Source organism: Actinomadura sp. CNU-125 (assembly GCF_001942465.1).
GTDB lineage: Bacteria > Actinomycetota > Actinomycetes > Streptosporangiales > Streptosporangiaceae > Spirillospora.
The window spans coordinates 54051-78870 of record NZ_MKJY01000033.1 but is presented as its reverse complement, the minus strand read 5'-3'; the positions used below and the strand labels follow the sequence as shown (position 1 = coordinate 78870).

The window sequence follows — 24820 nt, the reverse complement described above, 5'->3', positions numbered from 1 at the left end:
GCGCCGGAGTCCCCGTACCCGACGGGCCGGTACTCGCTGCGCCGTCCGGACGCCCCGCCCCCGCCTCCGGTGCCGCGCGATCCGCAGCACGCCCGCCGGACGGCGAACGGGAGGAGCCGCCGCCCCAGGGAGGCCGCCACCGGCGCTGACCCGGCGCCGACCGGCGCGGCCCCGGCGCGGGCCGTGGCCGGATCCGGACGCGCATTGACCCGGCGGCGCGGCGCGTCCATGATCTCGGCACAACGCCGCGGATCATCCGGAGGTGGACGTTGCGTCTGCGTCGCTCCCTGCCCGCCGGGCTGTGCGCGCTCGTCCTCGCGCTCGCCGGGCTCGTCCCCCTGGCCGCGCCGCCCGCCGCCGCCCGCGCGGCGGAGGGCTGCGACCCCATCGATCCGGCCGCGTGCCTGCTGCCGTTCCCCAACGACTGGCACACGGTGCCCGATCCGGGCACCCCCACCGGCCGGCGCGTGAACTTCCGGACGACGCTCCGCAACGCGCTCGGAGTGCCGGTCTCGCCGGACGAGTGGAACCGGTCGGACGGCTTCTCCCCCGGGTCGATGCTGCTCAGCCGCGTCCCGGGCGTCGACCTGGCGCGCAGCGGCGCGGCGCCGGTCACCGACATCGGCGCGTCCCTCGACCCGGACGCGCCGATCGTCGTGCTCGACACCGCGACGGGCGAGCGGTGGCCGTACTGGGCGGAACTCGACGCGAACGCGCCCGCGGACCGCCGCGCGCTGATCGTCCGTCCGGCCCGCAACTTCCTGGAGGGCCACCGGTACGTCGTGGCGCTGCGGAACCTGCGGGACGGCTCGGGTGCGCCGATCGCGCCGAACCCGGCGTTCCGGACGATCCTCGGCCCGGACCTGCCGGGCGGCCATCCGCTGGACGAGCGGCAGCGGTCGATGCGTCCGGTCCTGGACGACCTCGCCGCGCACGGCGTGGACCGCGACGGCCTCTACCTCGCGTGGGACTTCACCGTCGCGAGCCGGCAGGGCCTCACCGGGCGGATGCTGCACATCCGCGACGACGCCCTCGGACGGCTCGGCGACCGGTCGCCGTCGTTCCTGGTCACGCGGGTGCGCGAGGACGTCGACGATCGGATCGCCCGGGAGGTCGAGGGGGTCGTGTGGGCGCCGAGCTACCTCGACCAGTACGGGGGCCTGCCGGGGTCGAAGTTCCGGCTCGGCCCGGACGGGCTGCCGTCCCGGTTGCCGGGGAACGACCAGGCCGTCCCGTTCCGGTGCGAGATCCCCCGTTCGGCGTTCACCGAACCGGCCCGTCCCGCCCTGTACGGGCACGGCCTGCTCGGCTCGCACGGGGAGGTCGGCGCGGGCAACGTCAAGGCGATGGCGGACGAGCACGGCTTCGCGTTCTGCGCGACGAAGTGGATCGGCATGGCGGACGAGGACGTCCCGAACGTCGTCTCGGCGCTCACCGACCTCACCCGGTTCCGGACGGTCGCCGACCGCCTCCAGCAGGGCATGCTGAACTTCGTCTTCCTGGGCCGCGCCATGACCCGCGGCTTCCCCGGCCACGCCGCGTTCCAGGACGATTCGGGCGCGTCCCTCATCGACCGCGACGCCCCGCTGACCTACGACGGCAACAGCCAGGGCGGGATCATGGGCGGGGCGCTCACCGCCGTCTCGCCCGACCTCCGCCGCGCCGTCCTCGGCGTCCCGGCGATGAACTACAGCACGCTGCTGAACCGCAGTTCCGACTTCCCGACGTACGCGCGCGTGCTCGACGTCTTCTACCCCGACAAGCTCGACCAGCAGATCGGGCTCGCGCTGATCCAGATGCTGTGGGACCGCGGCGAGGCGAACGGGTACGCGCAGCACATGACCGGCGACCCGCTGCCGGGCAGCCCGCCGCACCGGGTGCTGATGCACGTCGCGTTCGGCGATCACCAGGTGGCGAACGTGGCGTCGGACGTCCAGGCCCGGACGATCGGCGCGCGCGTCCACGCGCCCGCGCTGCGCCCGGGCCGCAGCCCGGACGACGTCCCGTACTGGGGCGTTGCGACGTTCGGCGCGTCCCACGAGGGCTCGGCCATGGTCGTCTGGGACAGCGGCACGCCCGCGCCGCCCACGACGAACACCCCGCCGACGGCGGGCGAGGACCCGCACTCGGACCCGCGGAGCGACGCCGGGGCCCGCCGCCAGAAGGCGATCTTCCTCGAGACCGGCCGCGTCGTGGACGTCTGCGGCGGCGGCCCCTTGCTCACGCCGTGAGCGCGTCCTCGATGAGGCGCGCGGGGAGCGCCGGGTCGCGCAGGGCGCCGAGGTGCCCGAGGCCCGGCCACAGGACGAGCCGTCCGTCGCGGCAGGCGCGCAGGAACTCGCGCTCGTGCGAGCGGAACGGGTCGCGCGTGCCGTTGGCGAGCCACACGGGTCCCGGGTAGGAGGCGAGCGCGGCGATCGGGTCGGTCCCGCACACGGCGTCGACGGCCTGCGGGAACGCCGCGCTCGACCAGCCCGCCCGCGAGCACCGCGGCGGGCGCCGGGCCGGGCAGCGCCCGGCGGAACGCCAGGGCGCCCACCGCGTCGGCGTGCGCGTGCCACGCCCGGCGAGCCGGCCGGTGGTGCGGTAGACCGCGCGGCCGAACCCGGCGGACGCGGTCGTGCAGCCCATCGCGACGAGCCCGGCGACCCGCCCGGGGTGCCGCGCGGCGGCCGCGATGCCGACGAAGCCGCCGAGGGACAGGCCCGCGACGAGGGCGCGGCCGCCGAGCCCGTCGACCGTCTCGGCGACGGCGTCCACGGCGGCGTCCATCGTGAACCGCTCCCCGCGCCGCCGCCCGTGTCCGGGCAGGTCGGGCGCGGCGACCCGGTGCCGCAGCCGCTCCGCGACCGGATCCCACATCGTGCCGCTGACCCGGATCCCGTGGAGGAGCACCACGGGCAACGATTCCGTCTCCATGCCACCGGACCATATGCAACGCAACGTTGCGTTGCAATATGCTGCCGTCATGGCATCCGGTCCCCGTCGCGCCCAGGACGTCTTCACCGCGACCCTCGAACTCCTCGCCGCCCGCGGATTCGACGGGCTGACGATCGAGGGCGTCGCCGAACGGTGCGGCGTCAACAAGACGACGATCTACCGCTGGTGGCCGTCCAAGGCGGCGCTCGTCGCCGCCGCGCTGGCCGAGGGCGCCGAACTCGACCTCGACGTCCCCGACACCGGCACCCTGCGCGGCGACCTCGCGGCGCTCGTCGGCGCCGTCGTCGCCCTGCTCACCGAGCCGCCCGCCGCCGGTATCGCGCTCGCCGCGCTCGGCGCCGCCGCACGCAACCCCGAACTGGCCGCGCACGCCCGGGCGTTCTTCGCCGACCGCCTCGCCCGCGAGCGTCCGGTGTCGACCGTGCCGCCGCGCGCGGCGAACTGGCACCGGGCACCGACCCGATGCTGCTCATGGACCTGCTCGCCGGCGCCGTCTGGGTCCGGGCGGCCTTCCGCGGCCTCCCGGTCGAGGACGGCTTCCCGTGCGCGGTCGCGATCGTCCTCGACGGCGCGGCCGCCCGCACCTGACCGGCCGCCCTGACCGGCCGGGACGGGCCCGGCCGGGAGATCAGGGGGCGGACGGTCCGGCGAGGTGACGTTCGATGCTCTCGACCTTGGCGTCGAGGGCTCCGGTCACGCCGGGCCGCAGGTCGGCCTTCACGACGAGGCTCACCCGGGGCGCGCGGGCGGCGACGGCGTCGGCCGCGGCCTTGACCACGGCCATCACCTCGTCCCACTCCCCCTCGATCGTGGTGAACATCGCGTCGGTGCGGTTGGGCAGGCCGCTCTCGCGCACCACCCGCACCGCCTCGGCCACGAGTTCCCCGACTTCCTCCCCCGTGCCGAGCGGGGTCACCGAGAACGCGACGAGCACTGCGCACCTCCAGCCGTCCGGTTGGTCCTCCAACGATCTCATCGCGCGGAATCGGGGTGGACATGGGGAGCCGTCCGGGTTATGTTGTTCTCATACAGAGATTGACTCAAGTTGAGAAGAACATCGGAGCACGGATGAGCCCGGACCCGCGGCAGGACGAGCGCGACTTCCTCGCGAACTACGACCCGCGCGCCTACGATCCCGTCGCCGTGACGGTGGACGTCGTCGCGCTGACGATCCGCGACGGCGGCCTGCACGTCCTGCTCGTCCGGCGCGGCGAGGCCCCGTTCGCGGGGATGTCGGCCCTTCCGGGCGGGTTCGTCCGGGCGGGCGGGCCCGGCCGCACCGGAGGCGAGGATCTGCCGGACGCGGCCGTCCGGGAACTCGCCGAGGAGACCGGCCTCCAAGCCGACGACGCCGAACTGGGCCGCCTGCACCTGGAGCAGCTCGGCACCTACGGCAAGCCGGGCCGCGACCCGCGCATGCGCATCGTGTCCGTCGCCTACCTGGCGTTCGCGCCCGAACTGCCCGACCCGCGCGCCGGCGGCGACGCGGCCGGCGCGGAGTGGACGCCCGTGGCGGCGCTCGGCCTCACCGAGTCCGGGGACCAGCCGCCCGGCACCACCCGCAGGCTGGCGTTCGACCACGCGCGGATCCTGTCCGACGGTCTGGAGCGCGCGCGCGGAAAGCTCGAATACACGCCGCTCGCCACGGCCTTCTGCGGGGACGAGTTCACGATCCCCGAACTGCGCGCCGTCTACGAGGCGGTCTGGGGCGAGGAACTGCACGCGGGCAACTTCCACCGGAAAGTCCTGTCGGTGCCCGGGTTCGTGGAGAGCACCGGAGCGACCGCCGACCGGACCGGGCGGCGCGGCGGCCCCCGCCCCCGCCTCTACCGGGCCGGCGACGCCCGGCTGCTGCACCCCGCGCTGCTGCGGCCCGGCCGGGAGGAGCTGATCAGATGAGCCCCCTGGACGACGCCCTGACCAGGCTCGACGCGGCCCGCACGCCCGCCGACCTGTTCGGCGAGGACGCCGCCGAGGCCGCCCGCCGGTACCGGAGGCTGGCCCGGACCGTCCATCCGGACGCGACCGGCGGCCGCACCCACGACGCGTTCACCAGGCTGAACGCCCTCTGGCGCGCCTACCACGACGCCGACGCCGCGACGATCACCGGCGGGCGGCACGCCTACCGCCTCGACGGCGACCCGATCGGCGGCGACGTGGCCGAGCTCTATCCCGCCCGGACCGGCGGCGGGGAGCGGGTCCTGGTCAAGATGCCGCGCGACCCCCGCGACGGCGACCTGATCGAGCGGGAGGCGGCGGCGCTGCGGCGGCTCGCGGCGCGCGGCGAGCGCCGGCACCGCGCGTACGTCCCGCGGCTCGTCGAGACGTTCCGGCACCGGGACGCCGCGACGGGGGCGCGGCGGCGGGTCGACGTCCTGCCGCACCTCGGCGGGTTCCACGACCTCGCGCGGGTGCGGCGCGCCCACCCGGACGGGCTCGACCCGCGCGACGCCGCCTGGATGTGGCGGCGGCTGCTCGTCGCGCTCGGGTTCGCGCACCGCGCGGGCGTCCTGCACGGCGCCGTCCTGCCCGAGCACGTCATGATCCATCCGGACGAGCACGGCGTGGTCCTCGTCGGCTGGTGCGCCGCCGTCACCGAACCCGGCGGACGCGTCCCGATGCTGGTCGACCGGCACGCGGACCTGTACCCGCCGGAGGTGCCGGGCCGCGCGGCCGCGACCCCCGGCACCGACATCTTCATGGCCACCCGATGCATGACCCGCCTCATGGGCGACCGGACGCCCGCGGCGATGCGCGCGTTCGCGCGGGGCTGCACGCTCCCGGCGCCGCACCGCCGCCCGTCCGACGCCTGGCGGCTGCTGGCCGAGTTCGACGACCTGCTCGAACGCCTCTACGGCCCGCGCCGCTTCCGCCCCTTCCATCTGCCCGACCCCAGCCACTGAGGAGATCACCATGGGAAGCGGACACTGGTCCACCGACGTCTACAGCGCCCGCAAGAGCTACCAGGCGGCCAACGGAGTCAGCGCCTTCGCATACAGCGACGGCGGCGCCACCTCCGTCCACGCCGACCTCGACCCGAACGGCGTCGTGCTGCGCGAGAGCCGCGATTCCGACGACCACCCGGAGTCGCTGGCGATCGCCGTCCTGTTCGACGTCACCGGCTCGATGGGCACCGTGCCCCGCACCCTGCAGACCAAGCTGCCGGACCTGCTCGGCCTGCTGCTGCGCAAGGGCTACGCCGCCGACCCGCACATCCTGTTCGGGGCCGTCGGCGACGCCACCTGCGACCGCGCCCCGCTGCAGGTCGGCCAGTTCGAGGCCGACAACCGGATGGACGACGACCTCGCCAAGATCCTGCTGGAGGGCGGGGGCGGCGGCCAGATGCGCGAGTCCTACGAGCTGGCGATGTACTTCATGGCCCGGCACACCGCCATCGACTGCTTCGAGAAGCGCGGCAAGCGCGGCTACCTGTTCATGATCGGCGACGAGCTCGCCTACCCGCAGATCAAGCGCCGCGAGGTCGCGAAGATCATCGGGACGGACGTCCCCGCCGACGTCCCCATCGCCGACCTCGTGCGCGAACTCCGGCGCATGTGGGACGTCTACTTCATCATCCCCGAGGGCGGCTACCACTCCGGCGACCCGAAGCTCCGCGACTTCTGGCGCGACCTGCTCGGCCAGAACGTCCTCTACCTGGACGACCTGGACGCCGTCTGCGAGACGATCGCGCTCACCGTCGGACTCGGCGAGGACGCCATCGACCTCGCCGAGGGACTCGACCACCTCGCCGAGTCGGGCTCCACCGCCGGCGACTCGGTGTCGCGCGCCCTGGCCCGCCTCGACGACGGCCGCACCCCCGCGACCACGTCCCCGGCCCCGCCCGGCCTCGACCGCCGCACCGCAGCGCGGACCACCCGGCTCTGACCGGCCGACGACCCGGCAAGGAGCGAGCATGATGTTCGGCGCGGAGAACGTGATCGTCGTGGACCTCGGGTACGGGGACGCGGGCAAGGGCACGGTCGTCGACCACCTCTGCGCCGCGTCGCCCGTGCACGCGGTCGTGCGGTTCAACGGCGGCGCGCAGGCGGCGCACAACGTGGTGACCGTGGACGGACGGCACCACACGTTCGCCCAGTTCGGGTCCGGGACGTTCACGCCCGGGGTGCGCACGCACCTGTCGCGGTTCATGCTCGTCGACCCGCTCGCCCTCGCCGCCGAGGCCGACCACCTGCGGGACACGGGCGTCGGCGACGCGTTCGACCGGCTCACCGTGGACGGCGACGCGCTCCTGACGACCCCGTACCACCGGGCGGCCGGACGGGCGCGGGAGCGGGCCCGCGGCGCGGACCGGCACGGGTCGTGCGGGATGGGCGTCGGCGAGACGGCGTCCTACGCGCTCGCGCACGAGGACGCGCCCCGCGCGGGCGACTGCCGCTCCCCGGCCCGGCTGCGGCGGCGGCTCGCCGCCCTCCGCGAGTGGTACCTGGACACGTTCGCCGCACGCGAGGACTCCCCGACCCGGACGACTGCGCCGCCGCGTTCGCCGCGTTCGGCGAGCGCGTCCGCGTCGTGGACGGGAACCACCTGCAGACGCTCCTGCGCGCGGGACCGGTCGTGTTCGAGGGCGCGCAGGGCGTACTCCTGGACGAATGGCACGGTTTCCACCCGTACACGACATGGTCGACGACCACGTTCGGGAACGCGGAGGCGCTGCTGCGGGAGGCGGGCGGCGGCGCGGCGCGCCTCGGGGTCGTGCGCGCCTACGCGTCCGGGCACGGGCCGGGCCCCTTCGTCACCGAGGATCCCGTGCTCACCCGGGAACTGCCCGAACCGCACAACGGCACGGGCCCGTGGCAGGGCCCGTTCCGGGCGGGACATCTCGACGCGGTCGCGCTGCGGTACGCGCGGGAGGTGACCGGCGGAGTCGACGGCGTGGCGGTCACGCATCTGGACGTCGCGGGGGGCGCGCCCCGACCTGCGCGTCTGCCACGCCTACGACTCCGGCGGCCGGACGGTGCGGCGCCTCGCGCCCAACCCGCCGGGACGCCTCGACCTGCAGGAGGACCTCACCCGGCGGCTCCTCGCGGCGCGGCCGGTGTACGCACCGCTCGCCCGTCCGGACGAGGCGGTCGCGGAGGCCCTGCGGGCACCGGTCGTACTGCGCTCGTACGGCCCCACCACCGCCGACAAGCAGGCACCCGAACGCGCCGCCGCCTGACCACCGCCGCCCCGGCGGGACGCCCCACGCGCGGGGCGCGCGGCGGCCACGGGCCCCCGGCCGCCCATCGGCGGCCGCCCCCGGTAGGGGACGCAGCGGCCCCGGTTCCCCGCTGGCGGCCGCCCCCCAGCAGGGGTTGCGGCCGGTGCAAGCCCCGCCAGCCGGTTCTCCACCGGCGGCCGGAACGGAGCGCAGCGGAGTGCAGGCCGACGGACAGGGGGCGGGGCTACCGGACGACCTGGCGGACGACGATCTCGTCGAGGCGGCGCTCGACGATCGCGCCGACCGGCCAGTCGCGCACGAGGCAGCGCAGCAGCGCCGCCTCGTGCTCGGCGTGCGCGGGGTCGCAGCCCTGCTGCTCCAGGCTCGACCTGAGCGCCAGCACGTAGTCGGCGCCGGTGAACCCGGGCACGTCCCGGACCATCGCGGTCGTGGTGGCGCGATGGGAGTTGAGGCCCGCGAACGAGCGGCCGCAGCCGCAGCCGCCGTCCGGGTCGCCGGTGTCGCGGGCGACACCACGCCGATGTGGACGAGTTCGCCCTCGACGCACCAGTCGAAGTCGTTGTCGCGGAATCCCTGGGTCGAGTTCGTGGCGGTCAGCAGCTTCACAGTGCCCCCTCGGCCGGCCGTGGACCCGCCCACAGTACGACGAGGGTCCGACGTTACGCCGCGAGCCCGGCGCAAACGCCAGATTCCGGGATGCGAAGCGTCCCCGACGGGTAGGGCGGGCGGGACTCGAACCCGCGACCCAGAGATTATGAGTCTCCTGCTCTGACCGGCTGAGCTACCGCCCCGAGGCCATCCCCCGCGACGGCAGGGGGCGTGCCGCGAGTCATCTTAGCGGCGGCCCGTCGACGGCGGCCACTGCGATTTCCCCGATCTCCGTCCTCATCGCCACTAAGCGGCCATGTCATACCTCAGACCGAGTGACGGGCGGCGGTACCCGTCGGTAGGGTCCCGTCCATGTCCAGACGCATCCTGGCCCTCGTCTCGCTCCTCCTCCTGCTCGGCGCGGTCGGCGCGTGCGACGGGGACGACGGGAAGGGCGAGCAGCAGAAGGCCGACTTCGACGGTGCGCAGGTGCTGCGGCGGGCGGCGCAGGCGATGGCGGACCTGAAGAGCGTGGCGTTCACCGTGACGACGCAGGACGAGACGCCGATCATGGTGAAGGGCGGCGATCTGAAGCTGCTCCGCAACGGCGACGCCGAGGGCACCCTGACGATCGAGCAGTCCGGCCACGCCGTCGAGATGAAGGTCGTCGCGGTCGGCGACAGCATCTACCTGGACGCCGGGACGGGCGGCTGGCGCAAGGCGCCGAAGGCGCTCGCGGCGACGATGTACGACCCGTCGGCCGTCCTGGACCCCGAGCGCGGCATCGCGAGCCTGCTGTCGTCGCTGCGGGCGCCGGAGGCGGAGGCCGTGGAGGAGGTCGGCGGCAAGCAGACGTACCGGGTGGCGGCGACGCTGCCGCAGGACCGGATCGGCGGCCTCATCCCCGGGATCGACGCGGATCTGCCGGGCCAGGTGTGGGTCAACAAGGACGACGGGCGGCTGGTCAAGGTGCGGGGCACGTTCCCCGGCGGCAAGGGCGCGCTGGTCATCGAGTTCACCGAGTTCGACGCCCAGTACAAGATCAGCGCGCCCCGGTGACCGGACGGACGGGCGCGCGGCGCCGCGTCGCGATCGGTGCGGGCGGCGCGGTCGTGCTGCTGGCCGCGCTGGACGCCTACGTCGTCACGACCGTGCTGGTCACGATCGTCGACGACCTGGGCCTGCCGGTCAACCGGCTGGAGCGCGTCACCCCGATCCTGACGGGGTTCCTGCTCGGGTACGTCGCGGCGATGCCGCTGCTCGGCCAGTTGTCGGACCGGTTCGGGCGGCGGCCGCTGCTGCAGGCGTGCCTGCTGTTCTTCGCGGCGGGCTCGGTGCTCACGGCGCTGGCGCAGGACGTTCCGGTGCTGACGGCGGGCCGGGTGGTGCAGGGCGTCGCGGGCGGGGCGCTGCTGCCGGTGACGATGGCGCTGGCCGGCGACCTGTGGGCGGAGCGGCAGCGGCCGGTGGTGCTCGGCGCGGTGGGCGCCGCGCAGGAGCTCGGCAGCGTCCTCGGCCCGCTGTACGGGATCGGCGTGGTCGCGGCGCTCGGCGAGTGGCGCGCGATCTTCTGGATCAACCTGCCGCTGACGGCCCTGGCGATGGTGGCGGTGCATTTCGCGGTCCCGGGCGGACGGCCGGACGGCCGCGGCCGGGCGTGGACGTGGTCGGCGGGCTGCTGCTGGCGGCGGGCCTCGGGCTGCTGGTCGGCGGTGTCTACAACCCGGAGCCGCAGGAGTCGGCGCTGCCGCCGTGGGGGGTGCCGCTGCTGGCGGCGGGCGCGGTGGCGCTCGTCCTGTTCGTGGTGTGGGAGGTCCGGACGCGCACGCGGCTGTTCGATCTTTCGGGGGTGCGGCGCGGGCCGCTGCTGGCGACGCTGGGCGTGAGCCTGCTGTCGGGCGCGGCGCTGATGGTGACGCTGGTCGACGTCGTGCTGGTGGCGCAGACCGTCCTGGACAAGGACGACGTGGAGGGCGCCCTGCTGCTGACGCGTTTCCTCGTCGCGCTGCCGATCGCGGCGGTGGCCGGGGGCGTCGCGGCGCGGCGGTTCGGGGAGCGGTGGCCGATGGCGGCGGGGATGGCGGTGTCGACCGCCGGGTACCTGCTGATCGCGGCCTGGCCCGCCGATCTGGCGGGCGCGTCGTACGGGCCGCTGCCGCGGATGGACGTCGACCTGGTGATCACCGGCCTGGGGCTCGGCCTCGTCATCGCGCCGGTGTCGTCGGCGGTGCTGCGGTTCGTCCCGGCGGCGCGGCACGGCGTGGCGTCGGCGGCCGTGGTCGTCGCCCGGATGATGGGGATGCTGCTCGGCATCTCGGCGCTGTCGGCCTGGGGGTTCTACCGGTTCCACGCGCTGACGGCCGATCTGCAGCCGCCGCTGCCGTTCACGATGTCGGACGCCGAGTTCGACCGGGCGATGGACGGCTACCTCGCCGCCGTCGAGGCGGCGCTGCGCACCGAGTACCGGGAGATCTTCCTGATCACGGCGGTGCTGTGCGCGCTCGGGTTCCTGCTGGCGCTGTGCGCCGGAGGGCGGCGGGACGGCGCCGCCGCCGCGCGGTCCCGCGCGAGCGCGCGGCGGACCCGGCCGGTCGCTGAACCGGAAGACGGGTTCCGGACGCGCGCCGCCGCCGGTTACGGTCATGGATGCGGAATAGTGGGCCCGATCCGGGAAACGAATCGGCCATGGGCCACGTGCCGTTCAGCGATCTCGGGAATATCCTGGCAAATGACAAGCAAGGCCCCTTGCCGGGAGGCGCTCCCCGGGGAGGTGACGAGAAATGCGCAGGTCCGGTTCCGGCGGTGGCGAGGGCCGCGGCGGCCACGGCGACGGGCCGCGTCCCAGGCCGCGGGCGGTCGCGCCCGGACGGCCGACCACGCCGCTGCGCAGGAGACTCGGCCTCGAACACAGCGAGCTCCGCCGCCCGGTCGACCGGGTGCAGCGGCTGCTCGGGTTCGCGCTGCTGCTGATCTTCCTGGGCACGGCGCCGCCGCTCGCGATGTGGGCGGGGGCGACGTCCTACGCGGCGGGGAGCCGCGCCGAGGACGCCGAGCGGCAGAGCCGCCGCCAGGTCACCGCGACCGTCACCACGACGGGCGGGACGTCCGCCTCCGGCGACCGGTTCGTCCACGAGACCGTCCAGGCGACCTGGCCGGGTCCGGACGGCAAGCCGCTCGCGGGGACACTGCCGAGCTGGCGGGGCGTCGAGGTCGGCGACCGGCGGACGATCTGGGTCGACCGGGCGGGCGAGCCGACCGTGGAGCCCCGCCCGCACAGCCGTACGGTCACCGACGCGGTGTACGCGGGCACGGCGGCGGTCCTCGGCGGCGCGCTCCCGATCGCGGTGGCGTACGGGCTGGTCCGGCGGCGCTGCGACCGGCGCCGCGACGCGCTGTGGGACGCCGACTGGGCCCGGCTGGACGCCGCCGGGCACGGCCCCCGGTCCTGAGCCGCGGCCGTCAGGCGCCGTTGGCGAACCGGGCCGCGTCCAGTGCCAGCGACAGTTCCACGACGTCGCGCGGGCGCTGCAGCGAGCGGGACGTCAGCTGCTCCAGCCGCCGCAGCCGGTTGAACACCGTGTTGCGGTGGCAGTAGAGGCGGCCCGCGGTGCGCATGGCCGATCCCTCGCACTCCAGCCACGTCTCCAGGGTCTCCAGCAGGATTTCCCGGTCGGCCGCGTCGAGGGCGTCGAGCGGGCCGAGGACCTGGGTGTTCAGCAGCCCGGCCAGTTCGGGCTGGGCGGCGACGAGGGCGCCGGGCAGCCGGTCGTCGAGCCGGACGACGCGGCGCTCCCCCGGCCGGCAGGTGGCCAGCGCGGTCTCGGCGAGCCAGCGGGCGCGGCCGAGCCCGGCGAGCCCGTCCACGACGGTGCTGATCCCGGCCTCGCTCGGGACGAGGTCGCGCAGCGCGGCGGCGACGTCCTGCGGCGAGCGGTCGCCGAGCGCGACGACGCCGACCTCGCCGTCGGTGCGCATCCGCCAGACGAACCGCAGCCCGGCCAGCTCGTCGGGGCGTTCGAAGCCGGGGTCGCGGCGGGCCGCGCGCAGCACCACCACCGCGTACCGTCCGCGTTCGGGCAGGTCGAGGGCGGCCGACGCGGCCTGCGCGAGCCCGCCGTCGGCGCCGCGGCCCTCCAGCAGCGCGTCCAGCAGGGCCTGGACGCGCTCGTCGCTGCGCCGCAGCATCTCCGACTCGGTGCGCCGGTACACCTCGGACGCGACCGTGGACTGCTGCTCGACGGTGTGCCAGACGGTGCTGGCGTAGCGCAGCAGATCGGCCGTCGCCTCGGGGCCCTCGCCGGACACCTCCTCGATGAGCGCCTCCCAGACGACGCGCCCGCCGATGCGGAAGCTGCGCAGCAGCGACTCCAGCGGCATGCCCTGCTCGGCGCGGCGGCGGCCGACCCGCTCGGCCTCCGACAGGTCGGGGCGTCTGCCGCGGGCCTCCTGTGCCCGCTGCACGATGCCGGCCTCCAGGCAGGCGCGGACCGACTCCCAGAACTCCTCGCGGGACACGAAGTCGGTGTAGAGCGGGTCCTCGGCCAGGACTTCGGCGACGAGCCGGTCGGTGAGCTCGGGGATGCGGTCGTGCATCCGGCCGACCATCGTCCGCAGGAGCCGGACGCGCGCCGCGCGGGCGGCATGCGCGGCGGGCCCGGCGGCCCCCGGCGCGTCGGCGCGTTCCATGTCGGCGGAACCCCCGGTCCCGGCATCGGCGCCGGCGTCCCGGGCGGCATCGGCGCTGGTGAGCGGCATGTACGACCTCCGGTCAGGCATCTGCCGACACAGTGTCATGGATCACAGCGAATGAACGCAATGCCCCGGTTCGAACCTGTGCTCCGCACACAACCCGAATACCGTTCGATTGGACCCCTGCCCCGTCTTGCCGCGCGCCCGTAGACGCCCCCGCGGGGCCCGTGCTGGGGTGCCTGCCACACGAGTTGGCAGGAGGCGCGCATGGCGAACGGGACCCTCGAGGTCCGTGATCTGTCGGTGAGCTACGGCCGGGCCGTCCGGGCCCTGCGCGGGGTCTCGCTGGAGGTTCCCGCGGGCTCGGTCACGGCCGTCCTCGGCGCGAACGGGGCGGGCAAGACGACGCTGCTCCGGGCGATCTCGGGCACCCTCCCGTTCCACCGCGGCGCGGTGGAGACGGGCGGCGTCCGGCTGGGCGACCGCACACTTTCCGGGCTGCGCCCGGCGGCCGTGGTGGCCGCCGGGGTCGTGCAGGTGCCGGAGGGGCGGCGGGTGTTCGGGCGGCTCACGGTCGAGGAGAACCTGCGGGCCGGGGCGCTCGGCGCCGGGACCGGTCGGGGACCGCGAAGTCCCGGGCGCGCGTGCTGGAGCTGTTCCCGGTCCTGGCCGAGCGGGCCGGGCAGCGGGCGGGCCTGCTGTCGGGCGGCGAGCAGCAGATGCTCGCGATCGGCCGGGCGCTGATGGCGCGCCCGGACGTCCTGCTGCTGGACGAGCCGACGCTCGGCCTCGCGCCGCTGATGGCGGAGCGGATCGCCGAGACGATCATCGAGATCAACCGGCAGGGCACCGCGATCCTGCTGATCGAGCAGAACGCGGCGCTCGCGCTGGAGCTGTCGTCCACCGCCCACGTGCTCGAAGTCGGCGCGGTGACGCTGCACGGGCCGTCCGCGGAGCTGGCGACGAGCGACGACGTCCGGCGGCGCTACCTGGGCGTCGCCGACGACGACGCGGCCGCGGACGCGGCGAAGGCGGCGCGGACGGCGCAGAGCGCCCCGACGCTCGAGAGGTGGGCGGGATGAGCGAGCTGGCGGTGACCGGCCTCACGGTCCGGTTCGCGGGACTGACGGCGCTGGACGGCGTCGCGTTCACGGTCGAGCCGGGCAGCGTGCACGCGATCATCGGGCCGAACGGCGCGGGCAAGTCGACCTGCTTCAACGTCCTGTCCGGCGTGTACAAGGCGACGGAGGGCAGCGTCCGCTTCGGCGGGACCGAGCTGACCGCGCTGCGCCCCGACCGGATCGCGGCGCTCGGCGTCGCGCGGACGTTCCAGAACATCGCGCTGTCGCGCAACCTCACCGTCGAGGACAACCTCATGCTAGGGCGGCACCGCCTCACCAAGGCGGGGTTCGTCGCGGCCGGGCTGCGGCTGCCGCACGCGCGCCGCGAGGACGCCCGGCACCGGGCGCGGGTCCGCGACATCGCCCGGTTCGTCGGCGTCGACGAGTACCTCGCGGCGCCCGTCGCGGGCCTGTCGTACGGGGTGCAGAAGCGGCTCGAACTGGCCCGCGCGCTCGCGCTGGAGCCGCGGCTGCTGCTGCTGGACGAGCCGGTCGCCGGCATGAACGGCGGCGAGCGGGTGCGGATGGCCGAGGTGATCCGCCGGGCCCGCGCCGACCTCGGCGTCTCGATCCTGCTGGTGGAGCACGACATGGGGATGGTCATGCGGCTCGCCGACCGGGTGACCGTCCTCAACTTCGGCAAGCGCATCGCGAGCGGCCCGCCGGACGAGGTGCAGCGCGACCCCGCGGTGATCCAGGCGTACCTGGGCGGCGCCCACACAGAGACCGGGACCGGCCCGCGGGCCGGCACGGAAGAGGAGAAGGCTTGAGCACCTTCATCGAGCTGGTGATCAACGGGCTCTCGATGGGGGCGGTGTACGCGCTGATCGCCCTCGGCTTCGTGATCATCTTCAAGGCCACCGAGGTGGTGAACTTCGCGCACGCCTCGCTGTTGCTCGTCGGCGGCTTCATCACGGCGAAACTGCACGAGCAGATCGGTTTCTGGCCCGCGCTGGCCGCGGGCATCGCGGGCGCGCGCTCATCGGCGCGCTCGTCGAGATGCTGGTGCTGCGGCGGGCGCGGACCGAGAACCACGCGGTGCTGGCCATCGTCACGATCGGCGTCGACATCGTGCTGACGACCGAGCTGACGCGGCAGATCGGCACCGAGGTGCTGTCGATGGGCGACCCGTGGAAGAACCAGATCGTCACCGTCGGGGGCGTCAGCATCGCGCAGACCCGCATCGCGGCGCTGTTCGTCGCGGCACTGCTGATCACGGCGTTCCTGCTCGCGTTCCGCTACACCTCCTGGGGCGTGGCGATGCGGGCCGCCGCCGAGGACGGCGAGACGGCCGCGCTGATGGGCATCCGGCTGACCCGGGTGTCGCTGACCGCGTGGGCCATCGCGGGCGCGCTGGCGGCGGTCGCGGCGCTGTTCCTCACGGTGTTCCCCACGCCCGGCCTGGACCGCAGCACCTCGTTCGCCGCGATGAAGGCGTTCCCGGCGGCGATCCTCGGCGGGCTGGACTCCACGACGGGGGCGCTCGCGGGCGGGCTGATCATCGGGTTGACCGAGTCGCTCGTCACCGGCTACCAGGGCGACCTGACGTTCCTGGGCCGCGGCATCGGCGAGGTCGCCCCCTTCCTGGTCATGATCGTGATCCTGCTGATCCGTCCCGCCGGGCTGTTCGGCACGAGGGAGCTGACCCGTGTCTGAGCGCGCGTCCCGCCGCCGGCTCGGCGGCCCCCTGTTCGCGACGGCCGCCGCGACGGCCGTCCTGCTCGCCGTCCCGTTCTACGTGGACGCGTTCTGGCTGCAGACCGGCCTGTTCGCGATGTCCGCGGCGATCGGCGCCATCGGCCTGAACCTGCTGACCGGCGCGACCGGGCAGCTGTCCCTCGGCCACGCGTTCTTCCTGGCCGTGGGCGCGTACGGGTACGTGTACCTGGCGTCGGACTCCGATCCGGGCCACGGGCTGATCGGGCTCGGGCTGCCGACACCGCTGGCGTTCGTCGGGGCGATCCTGCTCGCCGGGATCGCGGGCGGCCTGTTCAGCCCGATCTCGGGACGGCTGCGCGGCACCTACCTCGGCATCGCCTCGCTCGCGCTGATCTTCATCGGGCAGCACGTGCTGTTCAACGCCGAGAGCGTCACCGGCGGCTTCAACGGACGGGACGTCCCGCCGATGGAGATCTTCGGGTTCGCGTTCGCCGACAGCCCCGAGTTCGTCCTGTTCAACGTGCCGCTGGGCGCGCTCGAACGGCTGTGGTTCCTCGGCGTCGCGCTGCTGATCCCGGCGATCTGGATCGCCCGCGGGATCCTGCGCGGCCGTCCCGGGCGGGCGATGAACACCATCCGCGACCACGAGGTGGCGGCGTCCGTCATGGGCGTCCCGGTGGCCCGCTACCGCAGCGGCGTGTTCGTCCTTTCGTCGATGTACGCGGGCGCGGCGGGCGCGCTGCTGGCGCTGGCGTTCCGCCGCACCGTCCCCGAGTACTTCGGCATGTTCCTGTCCCTCGACTACCTGGCGATGATCGTGATCGGCGGACTCGGGTCCGCCGCCGGGGCGGTGGCGGGAGCGGTGTTCGTCTCCGTGCTCCCGCAGCTCCTCACGCGCTTCGGCAACGATCTACCGCTCGTCGCGGAGCCGGGCTCGGACGGGGTCTCCCCCGCCGAGGCCGCCCGCATCCTGTACGGCGCCGCCGTCGTCGCCGTCGTCCTGTTCCTGCCCGGCGGACTGCTCGGGCTATGGACGCGGCTGCGCGTCGCCGCGACCCGGCGCCGGTCCGCCCCGTCCCTGCATCGACTCGACGAACAAAAGGAGCAAGCAGCATGAAGCGTAAGGTGCGCGTCACGGCGGCGGCCGCCTTGGCGATGATCCTGCCCCTGGGCATGACGGCCTGCAGCGAGAAGGCGACGGGCGGTTCCGGCGGGACCGACGCGAGCGGCGTCAAGGTCGGCGTCGGCGTCACCGACGACGTCATCAAGATCGGCGTCGAGACCGACCTGACCGGCGTGTACGCGCCGCTCGGCAAGAGCCTCACGCAGGCGCAGCAGATGTACGTCGAGGAGGTCAACAAGGCCGGGGGCGTCTGCGGCCGGGACCTGGAGCTGGTCGTCCGCGACCACGGCTACGACGTCCAGAAGGCCGTCTCCGCCTACAGCGAGCTGCAGGGCGAGGTCGTCGGGATGCCGCAGTTCATCGGGTCGCCGATGGTGTCGGCGCTGAAGCAGCGCATCGAGACCGACAAGATGTTCATCATCCCGAACGCCTGGTCGACGACCCTGCTCGGCAGCAAGTACATCCAGGTCACCGGCACGACCTACGACATCGACATGATCAACGGCGTGTCCTGGCTGATGGACGAGGGGATGATCGAGAAGGGCGACAAGATCGGGCACGTGTACTTCGAGGGCGACTACGGCGAGAGCGCGCTGAACGGCTCCAAGCACGCCGCCGAGAAGTACGGCCTCGAACTGGTCGAGCAGAAGATCAAGGCGACCGCGACGGACATGACCGCGCAGGCGTCGGCGCTGGAGAGCGCCGACGTGAAGGCGATCCTGATGAGCGCGGGCCCGCGCCAGTCGGCGTCGCTGGCCGGGATCGTCCGCAGCCGCGGCGTGACCGCCCCGATCGTCGCCAGCAACTCCGGGTTCTCCCCGCAGCTGCTGAAGACCGAGGCCGCGCCCGCCCTGCTGAAGGGCTTCTACCTCACCAGCGCCGGCGCGCCCATCGGGTCCGACCTCCCGGCGGTCAAGAAGCTCGCGGACGCCTACGGCAAGAAGTACCCGGGGCAGCCGCTCGACAACGCGGTCGTCAACGGCTACACCAACGCGGCCATCTTCGTGGACGCGCTGAAGGAGGCGTGCAAGGCCAAGGACCTGACGCGCGAGAGCGTCATCAACCTCCACCGGGCCCGCAAGTCCTACGACACCGGTTACGGCACGCCGATGGACTTCTCCACGTTCACCGAGCCCGCCACCCGCAAGACCTACATCCTGCGGGCGGACAAGGAGGCGCTCGGCGGCCTGGTCGTCGAGCGCGCCGCCGAGGCGTCCGAGGCCGCGACCACCTACACGGTCCCGGCCGGGAAGTGACCGCCTGACCGCTCCCGCTCCCGCGCCGTGCCCGGCGTCCCCCGCGGACGCCGGGCTCGGCGGCGCGGGCCCGCACGAGCCCGTCCGGACACCCCGTCCGGACGGGTCAGCGGGCGGCGGCGAGGCGGGCGGCGATGCGGTCGAGGGCGGCGACGTCCTCGGGCGGCAGGTCGTACAGGGCGGGCGGCGGGGTGTTGAGGATGCGCTCGGCGTCCCGCGCCGCCGCCCGTCCGGCCGCGGTGGCCGTCACGAGCTTGGAGCGCCGGTCGCCGGGGTTGACGGCCCGTTCGGCGAGGCCGCGGCCGACGAGATCGTCCACGACGAGGGTGGCGTAGGGACGGTCGGTGACGAGGTCGTGGGCGAGGTCGCGCAGCGTCATCGGGACGGGCGCGGCGGCGATGTGGCACAGCGCCTTCACCCGGAAGAAGCTCATCCCGAGCGCCTCGGTGGCCTCCCGCCTGCGGTCGCCGCGCTCCAGGACCGCGAGCCGCAGGTTGCGCCACGCACGGGCGGCGGGGTCGGCCGCCGGGTCCGGGTCGGGCTCGCGGACGCGCTCGCGGGCGGGTTCGTGGGCGGGCTCGTGGGCGGGCTCGGTCTCGGTGATCGGGTGCTCGCTCCGGTGCTGGCTCCGGTCACAGGGCGTTCGGCGGGGTCGAACAGGTCGGCAACGCGCGCCGCGCTGCGGACGGCGCGGCGGCCGGTGGTGACCGTCCCGAGCACGAGCACGGCGACGGAGCAGCCCACCACCACCCAGTATGCCGGGCGGGCCGCCGCCGCGAAGGCGGGCGCGGCGAACGTCCCGGCGGTTCCGGCGGCGAGCACGGCGCCGATGACGGCCACGCCGAGGGCCTGGCCGATCTGCCGGCTGGTGGAGGTGACGGCGGCCGCCACCCCGGCCTGGGCGCGCGGCATCCCGGAGACGGCCGTGTTGGTGATCGGCGAGTTCAGCATGCCGAACCCGACGCCGAACAGCACGTACGCGCCGAACAGCGCGGCGTCGTGCGCCTGGGCGTCGGCGAGGGTGAACAGCAGCCCGCTGGCGAGCATCGCCGCACCGGAGGTCTGCAGCGGGAGGCGGGGGCCGCGGGCGGCGACGATCCGTCCCGACAGCGCGGCGCACACGGCCATCGTCGCGGCCATCGGCAGCAGGCAGAGCCCGGCCTGCAGCGCGGACATGCCGCGGACGTTCTGCAGGTAGATGGTGTTGATGAACAGGAACCCGGCGAATCCCGCGCAGCCGGTGATCGCGACGAGCGTGGCGCCGGAGAACGGGACGCTCCGGAAGAAGCGCAGGTCGATCAGCGGTTCCCGGACGCGCCGCGCGCTCACCACGAACGCGCACAGTGCGGCGGCGGACACGGCGACGCAGCCGAGCACGGCCGGGTGGGTCCAGCCGAGCCCGGGGCCCTCGATGATCGCGAACGTCGTCCCGGCGAGCAGCACGATCATCATGCTCTGGCCGACGGGGTCGGGACGGCGCGGCCGCTCGGCGCGCGACTCGGGCACGAACAGCGCGGTCAGCACGAGCGCGGCCAGCGCGATCGGCACGTTCAGCCAGAAGATCGCGCGCCAGCCGACCGAGTCGACCAGCAGCCCGCCGACCAGCGGCCCGAGCCCCATGCCGAGGCCGACGACGGCGCCCCACACGCCGATGGCGCGGGCCCGCTCGCGCGGCTCGGTGAACACGTTCGTGATGATCGACATGGCGACGGGGTTGAGCATGGACCCGCCGACCGCCTGCACGACGCGGGCGGCGACGAGCCAGCCGAGCGACGGCGCGAGGCTGCACAGCACCGAGCCGATGCCGAACACGGCCAGGCCCGTCTGGAACGTCCGGCGGCGGCCGAGCCGGTCGGCGGTCGCCCCGGACAGGATGAGCAGCGACGCGAGCACGATGAGGTAGGCGTCGATCGTCCACTGCAGCCCGGACAGCGTGGACCCGAACTCGCGCTGGAGGGACGGCAGCGCGACGTTGAGGACGGTGTTGTCCAGGCTGACGATGAGCAGGCTCATCGAGCAGATCGCCAGCACCAGCGCTTTCCGGCGGGGACCGAGGTCGGCCACGACCCTCCGATCGTTGTACGCATATAACGGTTATGAGCGTACAACGATCCCGGAGACGGACGGTCCGGGCGCGCCCGGCTCGGTCCGGCTCCGCCGCCCGGTCAGCTCAGGGCGGGGGTCCGGGTCCGGGCGGCCGGGACGACCAGCGGCGTGCCCGTCTCGGGGCAGTCGATCACCCGGCACGGCAGCCCGAACACCCGCTCGACGAGATCGGCGGTGACGACGTCGGCGGGCTCGCCCTCCGCGACGATCTGCCCCTCCCGCATCGCGATCATGTGGGTGGCGTAGCGGGCCGCGTGGTTCAGGTCGTGCAGGACGGCGACGACCGTGCGCCCCTCCTCGTGCAGGCGCGCGCACAGGTCGAGGATCTCGATCTGGTGCGCGATGTCGAGGTACGTGGTGGGCTCGTCCAGCAGCAGCAGGGGCGTCTGCTGGGCCAGCGCCATCGCGATCCACACGCGCTGCCGCTGCCCGCCCGACAGCTCGTCCACGCTGCGGTCCGCCAGGTTGTCGACGGCCGTCGCGGCCATCGACTCGCCGACGACCCGCTCGTCCTCCTTCGACCACTGCCGCAGCAGCCCCTGGTGCGGGTACCGGCCGCGCGCGACGAGGTCGGCGACCGAGATCCCCTCGGGCGCGATGGACGACTGGGGCAGCAGCCCGAGCGTCCGCGCGAGCTTCTTGGCGGGCCAGCCCGCGATCGGCTCGCCGTCCAGGACGACCGACCCGGCGGACGGCTTGAGGATGCGGGCGAGCGCCCGCAGCAGCGTCGACTTGCCGCACGCGTTCGGCCCGACGATCACGGTGAACGAGCCGTCCGGGACGACGACGTCGAGGTCCCGGGTGATCGTCCGCTTGTCGTAGGCGAGCGTGAGGCCGGTGCCGCTCAGCCGCGCGTCCCCGCCGGAATGCAGATCGGTCGTCATCTCAAATCCGTCCCCTCTTGCGTTCGGCCACCAGGAGCCAGACCAGGTATCCGCCGCCGAGCAGCCCGGTCACGACGCCGACCGGGAGCTGGCGTCCCGGGAAGGCGTTCTGCGCGAGCCAGTCGGCGGCGACCAGCAGCGCCGCGCCCATGCACATCGCGGGCAGCAGCCCGGGGCCGCTCGCCCGGGTCAGCCGGCGGGCGAGCAGCGGCGCGGTCAGCGCCACGAACGCCACCGGACCCGCCGCCGCGGCGGCCAGCGCCGTCAGCAGCACCGCGGCGGCCAGCATGAGCATGCCGGGCGCGCTCGATCGGGACGCCGAGCCCGTGCGCGGCGTCGACCCCCAGCTCCAGCATCCGCAGCGCGCGCCCTCGCACCCGACCGCCACCAGCGGCCCGAGGACCGCCAGCGCGACCAGGACGGGCGCCGCGTCGGCCCAGTCGCGGCCGTCCAGGCTGCCGGTCAGCCACAGCACCGCGCGCGCCGCCTCGGTGATGTGCGCCTGGGTGAGCAGGTAGCCGTTCACGCCGGTCAGGATCGCGGCCGTCCCGATGCCGACCAGGACGAGCCGCTGCCCGTGCGCGCCGTCCCGCCCGGCCACCGCGTAGATCAGCAGGCCGGTCGCGATGCCGCCCGCGGCGGCGCCGGACGCTACCGCGACGCCGCCGCCCCCGGCCAGCACGATCATCACGAGCACGCCGGTGGACGCGCCCGAGGTGAAGCCGAGGATGTCGGGGCTGCCGAGCGGGTTGCGGGTGAGCGACTGGAAGATCGCGCCGCCGAGCCCGAGCGCCGCGCCGACGGCCAGGCCGGTCACCACCCGCGGCAGCCGGATCTCGTTGACGATCAGCGACTCGGCCGGGCCGCCCCGCCCGGCCAGCGTGCGGATCACCTCGGCGGGCGTCATCGGGAAGTCGCCGGTGCCGATCAGCAGCACCCCGACGGCCAGCGCGACGACGAGGCAGCCGCCCGCGACGGCGAGCGCGCGCGGCCGGTAGCGCAGCGACACCCCGGCGGGCGTGCGCAGCACCGCCGTGCGCGCGGCGCGGGACGTCATGACGTCACCGCCTTGCGCGTCCGCCCGGCGCGCGGGCGGCGGACGAAGTAGAGGAACACCGGCCCGCCCGCGACCGCCATGACGACGCCGACCTGCAGCTCCGCGGGCCGCACCACGACCCGTCCGAGCACGTCCGCCCCGAGCATCAGCGCCGGGGACAGCACCGCGCAGTACGGCAGCAGCCAGCGCAGGTCGGGGCCGGTGAGGGCGCGGACGAAGTGCGGCACCATCAGCCCCACGAAGACGATCGGGCCGCACGCCGCCGTGGCCGCGCCGCACAGCAGCGTCACCGTGACGATCGCGGCGCCGCGGGCGCGCGCGGCCGGGGCGCCGAGCGCGCGCGCCGCGTCCTCCCCCATCGCCATGGCGTTCAGGGGACGGGCCAGAAGCAGCGCCATGACGAGCCCGGCGGCGACGAACGGCGCGACCCGCACGACCGTGTAGTCCTGCGCGGCGGCGAGGGACCCGACCGTCCAGAAGCGCATGCGGTCCAGCGACGCGGTGTCGAGGAGCTGGACGGCGTTGACGTAGGAGAACAGGGCCGCGTTCAGCGCCGATCCCGCGAGGGCGAGCCGCGCCGGGGTGGCGCCGCGCCCGCCGCCGACCGCGTACAGCAGGACGGCGACGAGACCCGCGCCCGCGAACGCGAACCATACGAAGCCGGTGAACGACGTGATGCCGAGGAAGGAGATCGCGGAGACGACGACGGCGGCGGCGCCCGCGTTGATGCCGAGGATCCCCGGATCCGCCAGGGGGTTGCGGGTGAGCGCCTGCATCACCGCGCCGGCGAGCCCGAGGGCCGTCCCGGCGAGCAGCCCGAGCAGCGTGCGCGGCAGCCGCATCTCGTGGACGACCGTGTAGGCGTCCGAGGCCGGGTCGATGAGACCGTTCCACGCCTCGCCGAGCGACAGCGGCTTCGCTCCGATCGCGAGGCTCAGGAGCACGATCACCAGGAGCAGCGCCGCGGCGCCGAGGAGCCCGGCGGCCCGGGCGGGACGCCGCGGCCCGCTCGGGGGTGCGTCCGCCGCCGCGGCGGGCGGGGACTGCGTCAACGTCACGGTCGGTCTCCGGGGACGGCGGGACGCTGAGCAGGCCCCACTCTAGGAACAACGGCTTAGGTTAGGTTAACCTAAGCACCCGTCGGGGGCGCAATACGACCATCTTATTTGATTGAGAGAAACACCCGAAATGTCTAGTTTTTCTGCCCGTCGCTTCACCCGCCGCGGCTTCCTCGGGACGAGCGGCGCCGTCGCGCTCGGCGCCGTGCTGGCCGCGTGCGGCGGGGACGACGGCGGAAACGTCACCCAGGGCCTCGGCGCGTGGTCCTTCACCGACGACCGCGGGACGGAGATCGACCTGAAGGCCCGCCCGACCCGCGTCGTCGGCTATGTCGGCACGGCGGCCGCCCTGTACGACTTCGGGGTCGACGAGCGGCTCGTCGGCGTGTTCGGCCCGACCAAGCTCCAGGACGGCTCCCCCGACCCGCAGGCCGGCGAGCTCCCGGTGGACCGCCTGGAGATCATCGGGAACGCGTTCGGCGAGTTCAACATCGAGAAGTACGCCGCGCTGAGTCCCGACCTCCTCGTCGACAACATGTTCGTCGACGGCGAGCTGTTCTACGTCCCGTCCGAGAGCGCCGACAAGATCTACGCCCTCGCCCCCAGCCTCGCGATCTCCACCGGCGCGGTCTCCCTGCCCAAGCCCCTCCGGCGCATGGGCGAACTGGCCGTCGCGCTCGGCGCCGACCCGAACGCCCCCAAGGTCACCGAGGCCAAGGCCCGGTTCGACAAGGCCGCCGAAGCCGTGCGCACCGCCGTCGAGGCCAACAAGGGCGTGCGAGTGCTCGCCGCGTCCGCGAGCCCCGACCTCTTCTACGCGTCCAGCCCCGACAAGAACAGCGACCTCATCTTCTTCAAGGAACTCGGCGTCGAGCTGATCACCCCGGAAAAGCTCGGCGAGAACGGCTTCTACGAGGAGCTGAGCTGGGAGAACGCCGACCGCTACCCCGCCGACCTCATCATCCTGGACAGCCGCACCCAGGCCCTGCAGCCCGAAGACCTCGGCGGCAAGGCCGCCTGGCGCGACCTGCCCGCCGTCAAGGCCGGCCAGGTCGTCCCGTGGGAGGCCGAGCCCCGCTTCTCCTACCTGGGCTGCGCGCCGATCCTCGAGAACCTGGCCAAGGCCATCGAGTCCGCCGAAAAGACCGGCTGAAAGG

Annotated in this window: 24 protein-coding genes, 1 tRNA gene and 3 pseudogenes; 18 read left to right on the top strand and 10 right to left on the bottom strand. The window is 74.4% G+C overall.

Going from position 1 to position 24820, the window contains the following annotated elements:
* Positions 1–269 precede the first annotated feature (269 nt).
* A complete protein-coding gene (locus BJF79_RS05290; RefSeq protein WP_262401558.1) occupies positions 270–2231 on the top strand; it encodes a hypothetical protein in 1962 nt (653 codons plus the stop codon).
* Here the strand turns inward: BJF79_RS05290 and BJF79_RS05285 are convergent.
* Positions 2221–2919 carry an alpha/beta fold hydrolase gene (locus BJF79_RS05285; RefSeq protein WP_075895263.1) on the bottom strand — a complete coding sequence of 233 codons (699 nt, stop codon included), beginning with the start codon at positions 2917–2919 and terminating at the stop codon, positions 2221–2223. The two genes, BJF79_RS05290 and BJF79_RS05285, sit on opposite strands and share 11 nt — an antisense overlap.
* A 49-nt stretch (positions 2920–2968) precedes the next feature.
* Between BJF79_RS05285 and BJF79_RS05280 the strand changes: the two genes are divergently transcribed.
* Positions 2969–3541: a TetR/AcrR family transcriptional regulator gene (locus tag BJF79_RS05280; protein WP_262401557.1), complete on the top strand. Its 573-nt coding sequence runs from the start codon at positions 2969–2971 to the stop codon at positions 3539–3541.
* Positions 3542–3568: 27 nt separating this feature from the next.
* On the opposite strand, the gene BJF79_RS05275 is transcribed toward BJF79_RS05280, so the two are convergent.
* On the bottom strand, positions 3569–3874 hold the full coding sequence (locus tag BJF79_RS05275; protein WP_075895262.1) for an MTH1187 family thiamine-binding protein: 306 nt from the start codon (positions 3872–3874) through the stop codon (positions 3569–3571).
* A gap of 134 nt (positions 3875–4008) precedes the next feature.
* Here BJF79_RS05275 and BJF79_RS05270 point away from each other — a divergent pair, with 134 nt between their 5' ends.
* From BJF79_RS05270 to BJF79_RS58525, 6 genes and pseudogenes are all read left to right on the top strand, one after another.
* Complete coding sequence (locus BJF79_RS05270) at positions 4009–4839, top strand: NUDIX hydrolase (protein ID WP_075895261.1); 831 nt, start codon at positions 4009–4011, stop codon at positions 4837–4839.
* Positions 4836–5843: a molecular chaperone DnaJ gene (locus BJF79_RS05265; protein ID WP_075895260.1), complete on the top strand. Its 1008-nt coding sequence runs from the start codon at positions 4836–4838 to the stop codon at positions 5841–5843. The genes BJF79_RS05270 and BJF79_RS05265 overlap by 4 nt, the downstream gene beginning before the upstream one ends.
* 10 nt (positions 5844–5853) lie before the next feature.
* On the top strand, positions 5854–6825 hold the full coding sequence (locus BJF79_RS05260; RefSeq protein ID WP_075895259.1) for a hypothetical protein: 972 nt from the start codon (positions 5854–5856) through the stop codon (positions 6823–6825).
* Between the two features lie 28 nt (positions 6826–6853).
* Positions 6854–7339 (top strand): annotated as a pseudogene (locus BJF79_RS58535) (adenylosuccinate synthetase); the annotation flags it as partial.
* Positions 7261–7806 (top strand): annotated as a pseudogene (locus BJF79_RS65265) (adenylosuccinate synthetase); the annotation flags it as partial. The pseudogenes BJF79_RS58535 and BJF79_RS65265, both read left to right, overlap by 79 nt.
* 109 nt (positions 7807–7915) lie before the next feature.
* Entirely contained in the window at positions 7916–8119 is a 204-nt protein-coding gene (locus BJF79_RS58525) for a hypothetical protein (protein WP_262401565.1), read from the top strand.
* A 226-nt stretch (positions 8120–8345) separates the two neighbouring features.
* Here BJF79_RS58525 and BJF79_RS05250 read toward each other — a convergent pair whose 3' ends face one another.
* A complete protein-coding gene (locus BJF79_RS05250; protein ID WP_262401564.1) occupies positions 8346–8669 on the bottom strand; it encodes a hypothetical protein in 324 nt (107 codons plus the stop codon).
* A gap of 170 nt (positions 8670–8839) precedes the next feature.
* Positions 8840–8913: transfer RNA gene (locus BJF79_RS05245), tRNA-Ile, on the bottom strand.
* Positions 8914–9082: 169 nt separating this feature from the next.
* Here BJF79_RS05245 and BJF79_RS05240 point away from each other — a divergent pair.
* From BJF79_RS05240 to BJF79_RS58520, 3 genes are all read left to right on the top strand, one after another.
* Positions 9083–9769: an LppX_LprAFG lipoprotein gene (locus BJF79_RS05240; RefSeq protein ID WP_075895258.1), complete on the top strand. Its 687-nt coding sequence runs from the start codon at positions 9083–9085 to the stop codon at positions 9767–9769.
* Positions 9766–10596 carry an MFS transporter gene (locus BJF79_RS57010; RefSeq protein WP_075895257.1) on the top strand — a complete coding sequence of 277 codons (831 nt, stop codon included), beginning with the start codon at positions 9766–9768 and terminating at the stop codon, positions 10594–10596. Before BJF79_RS05240 ends, BJF79_RS57010 begins: the two co-directional genes overlap by 4 nt.
* Positions 10597–11490: 894 nt before the next feature.
* Complete coding sequence (locus BJF79_RS58520) at positions 11491–12159, top strand: hypothetical protein (protein ID WP_075895256.1); 669 nt, start codon at positions 11491–11493, stop codon at positions 12157–12159.
* A gap of 10 nt (positions 12160–12169) precedes the next feature.
* Here BJF79_RS58520 and BJF79_RS05225 read toward each other — a convergent pair whose 3' ends face one another.
* The gene (locus BJF79_RS05225) at positions 12170–13465 is read right to left on the bottom strand and encodes a PucR family transcriptional regulator (protein WP_262401556.1); all 1296 of its coding nucleotides are present in this window, start codon (positions 13463–13465) and stop codon (positions 12170–12172) included.
* A gap of 201 nt (positions 13466–13666) precedes the next feature.
* Between BJF79_RS05225 and BJF79_RS65260 the strand changes: the two genes are divergently transcribed.
* The 6 genes and pseudogenes from BJF79_RS65260 (at position 13667) to BJF79_RS05200 (ending at position 18558) form a co-directional block, all read left to right on the top strand.
* Positions 13667–14143 (top strand): ATP-binding cassette domain-containing protein, encoded by a 477-nt coding sequence (locus BJF79_RS65260; protein WP_316043269.1) that lies wholly within the window; start codon positions 13667–13669, stop codon positions 14141–14143.
* Positions 14044–14481 (top strand): ABC transporter ATP-binding protein, encoded by a 438-nt coding sequence (locus tag BJF79_RS65255; protein WP_316043268.1) that lies wholly within the window; start codon positions 14044–14046, stop codon positions 14479–14481. Before BJF79_RS65260 ends, BJF79_RS65255 begins: the two co-directional genes overlap by 100 nt.
* Complete coding sequence (locus tag BJF79_RS05215) at positions 14478–15290, top strand: ABC transporter ATP-binding protein (RefSeq protein ID WP_075895274.1); 813 nt, start codon at positions 14478–14480, stop codon at positions 15288–15290. Before BJF79_RS65255 ends, BJF79_RS05215 begins: the two co-directional genes overlap by 4 nt.
* Positions 15291–15325: 35 nt before the next feature.
* A pseudogene (locus BJF79_RS05210) lies at positions 15326–16176 on the top strand (branched-chain amino acid ABC transporter permease).
* Entirely contained in the window at positions 16169–17296 is a 1128-nt protein-coding gene (locus BJF79_RS05205; protein WP_075895255.1) for a branched-chain amino acid ABC transporter permease, read from the top strand. Before BJF79_RS05210 ends, BJF79_RS05205 begins: the two are co-directional and overlap by 8 nt.
* Positions 17293–18558, top strand: coding sequence for an ABC transporter substrate-binding protein (locus BJF79_RS05200; RefSeq protein ID WP_075895254.1), 1266 nt, complete (start codon positions 17293–17295; stop codon positions 18556–18558). The genes BJF79_RS05205 and BJF79_RS05200 overlap by 4 nt, the downstream gene beginning before the upstream one ends.
* Positions 18559–18664: 106 nt before the next feature.
* Here the strand turns inward: BJF79_RS05200 and BJF79_RS05195 are convergent, their stop codons facing one another.
* The 5 genes from BJF79_RS05195 to BJF79_RS55110 form a co-directional block, all read right to left on the bottom strand.
* Complete coding sequence (locus BJF79_RS05195) at positions 18665–18991, bottom strand: MarR family transcriptional regulator (RefSeq protein WP_262401555.1); 327 nt, start codon at positions 18989–18991, stop codon at positions 18665–18667.
* Positions 18988–20622, bottom strand: coding sequence for an MFS transporter (locus BJF79_RS05190; protein ID WP_075895253.1), 1635 nt, complete (start codon positions 20620–20622; stop codon positions 18988–18990). The genes BJF79_RS05195 and BJF79_RS05190 overlap by 4 nt, the downstream gene beginning before the upstream one ends.
* A gap of 101 nt (positions 20623–20723) precedes the next feature.
* Entirely contained in the window at positions 20724–21548 is an 825-nt protein-coding gene (locus BJF79_RS05185; protein WP_075895252.1) for an ABC transporter ATP-binding protein, read from the bottom strand.
* Between the two features lies 1 nt (position 21549).
* The gene (locus BJF79_RS55115) at positions 21550–22605 is read right to left on the bottom strand and encodes a FecCD family ABC transporter permease (protein WP_075895251.1); all 1056 of its coding nucleotides are present in this window, start codon (positions 22603–22605) and stop codon (positions 21550–21552) included.
* The gene (locus tag BJF79_RS55110) at positions 22602–23663 is read right to left on the bottom strand and encodes a FecCD family ABC transporter permease (protein WP_075895250.1); all 1062 of its coding nucleotides are present in this window, start codon (positions 23661–23663) and stop codon (positions 22602–22604) included. Before BJF79_RS55110 ends, BJF79_RS55115 begins: the two co-directional genes overlap by 4 nt.
* 130 nt (positions 23664–23793) lie before the next feature.
* Here BJF79_RS55110 and BJF79_RS05170 point away from each other — a divergent pair, with 130 nt between their 5' ends.
* Positions 23794–24816 carry an ABC transporter substrate-binding protein gene (locus BJF79_RS05170; RefSeq protein ID WP_075895249.1) on the top strand — a complete coding sequence of 341 codons (1023 nt, stop codon included), beginning with the start codon at positions 23794–23796 and terminating at the stop codon, positions 24814–24816.
* Positions 24817–24820 lie beyond the last annotated feature (4 nt).

What these genes read in the sequence shown, in the direction of transcription:
- BJF79_RS05185 (WP_075895252.1), bottom strand. Translation starts at nt 21,548, where the DNA reads ATGACGACCGATCTGCATTCCGGCGGGGACGCGCGGCTGAGCGGCACC.
- BJF79_RS05280 (WP_262401557.1), top strand. Translation starts at nt 2,969, where the DNA reads ATGGCATCCGGTCCCCGTCGCGCCCAGGACGTCTTCACCGCGACCCTC.
- BJF79_RS05260 (WP_075895259.1), top strand. Translation starts at nt 5,854, where the DNA reads ATGGGAAGCGGACACTGGTCCACCGACGTCTACAGCGCCCGCAAGAGC.
- BJF79_RS65260 (WP_316043269.1), top strand. Translation starts at nt 13,667, where the DNA reads ATGGCGAACGGGACCCTCGAGGTCCGTGATCTGTCGGTGAGCTACGGC.
- BJF79_RS05215 (WP_075895274.1), top strand. Translation starts at nt 14,478, where the DNA reads ATGAGCGAGCTGGCGGTGACCGGCCTCACGGTCCGGTTCGCGGGACTG.
- BJF79_RS05270 (WP_075895261.1), top strand. Translation starts at nt 4,009, where the DNA reads ATGAGCCCGGACCCGCGGCAGGACGAGCGCGACTTCCTCGCGAACTAC.
- BJF79_RS58520 (WP_075895256.1), top strand. Translation starts at nt 11,491, where the DNA reads ATGCGCAGGTCCGGTTCCGGCGGTGGCGAGGGCCGCGGCGGCCACGGC.
- BJF79_RS05240 (WP_075895258.1), top strand. Translation starts at nt 9,083, where the DNA reads ATGTCCAGACGCATCCTGGCCCTCGTCTCGCTCCTCCTCCTGCTCGGC.
- BJF79_RS05195 (WP_262401555.1), bottom strand. Translation starts at nt 18,991, where the DNA reads ATGAGCTTCTTCCGGGTGAAGGCGCTGTGCCACATCGCCGCCGCGCCC.
- BJF79_RS05200 (WP_075895254.1), top strand. Translation starts at nt 17,293, where the DNA reads ATGAAGCGTAAGGTGCGCGTCACGGCGGCGGCCGCCTTGGCGATGATC.
- BJF79_RS05265 (WP_075895260.1), top strand. Translation starts at nt 4,836, where the DNA reads ATGAGCCCCCTGGACGACGCCCTGACCAGGCTCGACGCGGCCCGCACG.
- BJF79_RS05170 (WP_075895249.1), top strand. Translation starts at nt 23,794, where the DNA reads ATGTCTAGTTTTTCTGCCCGTCGCTTCACCCGCCGCGGCTTCCTCGGG.
- BJF79_RS05285 (WP_075895263.1), bottom strand. Translation starts at nt 2,919, where the DNA reads ATGGAGACGGAATCGTTGCCCGTGGTGCTCCTCCACGGGATCCGGGTC.
- BJF79_RS05225 (WP_262401556.1), bottom strand. Translation starts at nt 13,465, where the DNA reads ATGCCGCTCACCAGCGCCGATGCCGCCCGGGACGCCGGCGCCGATGCC.
- BJF79_RS55115 (WP_075895251.1), bottom strand. Translation starts at nt 22,605, where the DNA reads ATGACGTCCCGCGCCGCGCGCACGGCGGTGCTGCGCACGCCCGCCGGG.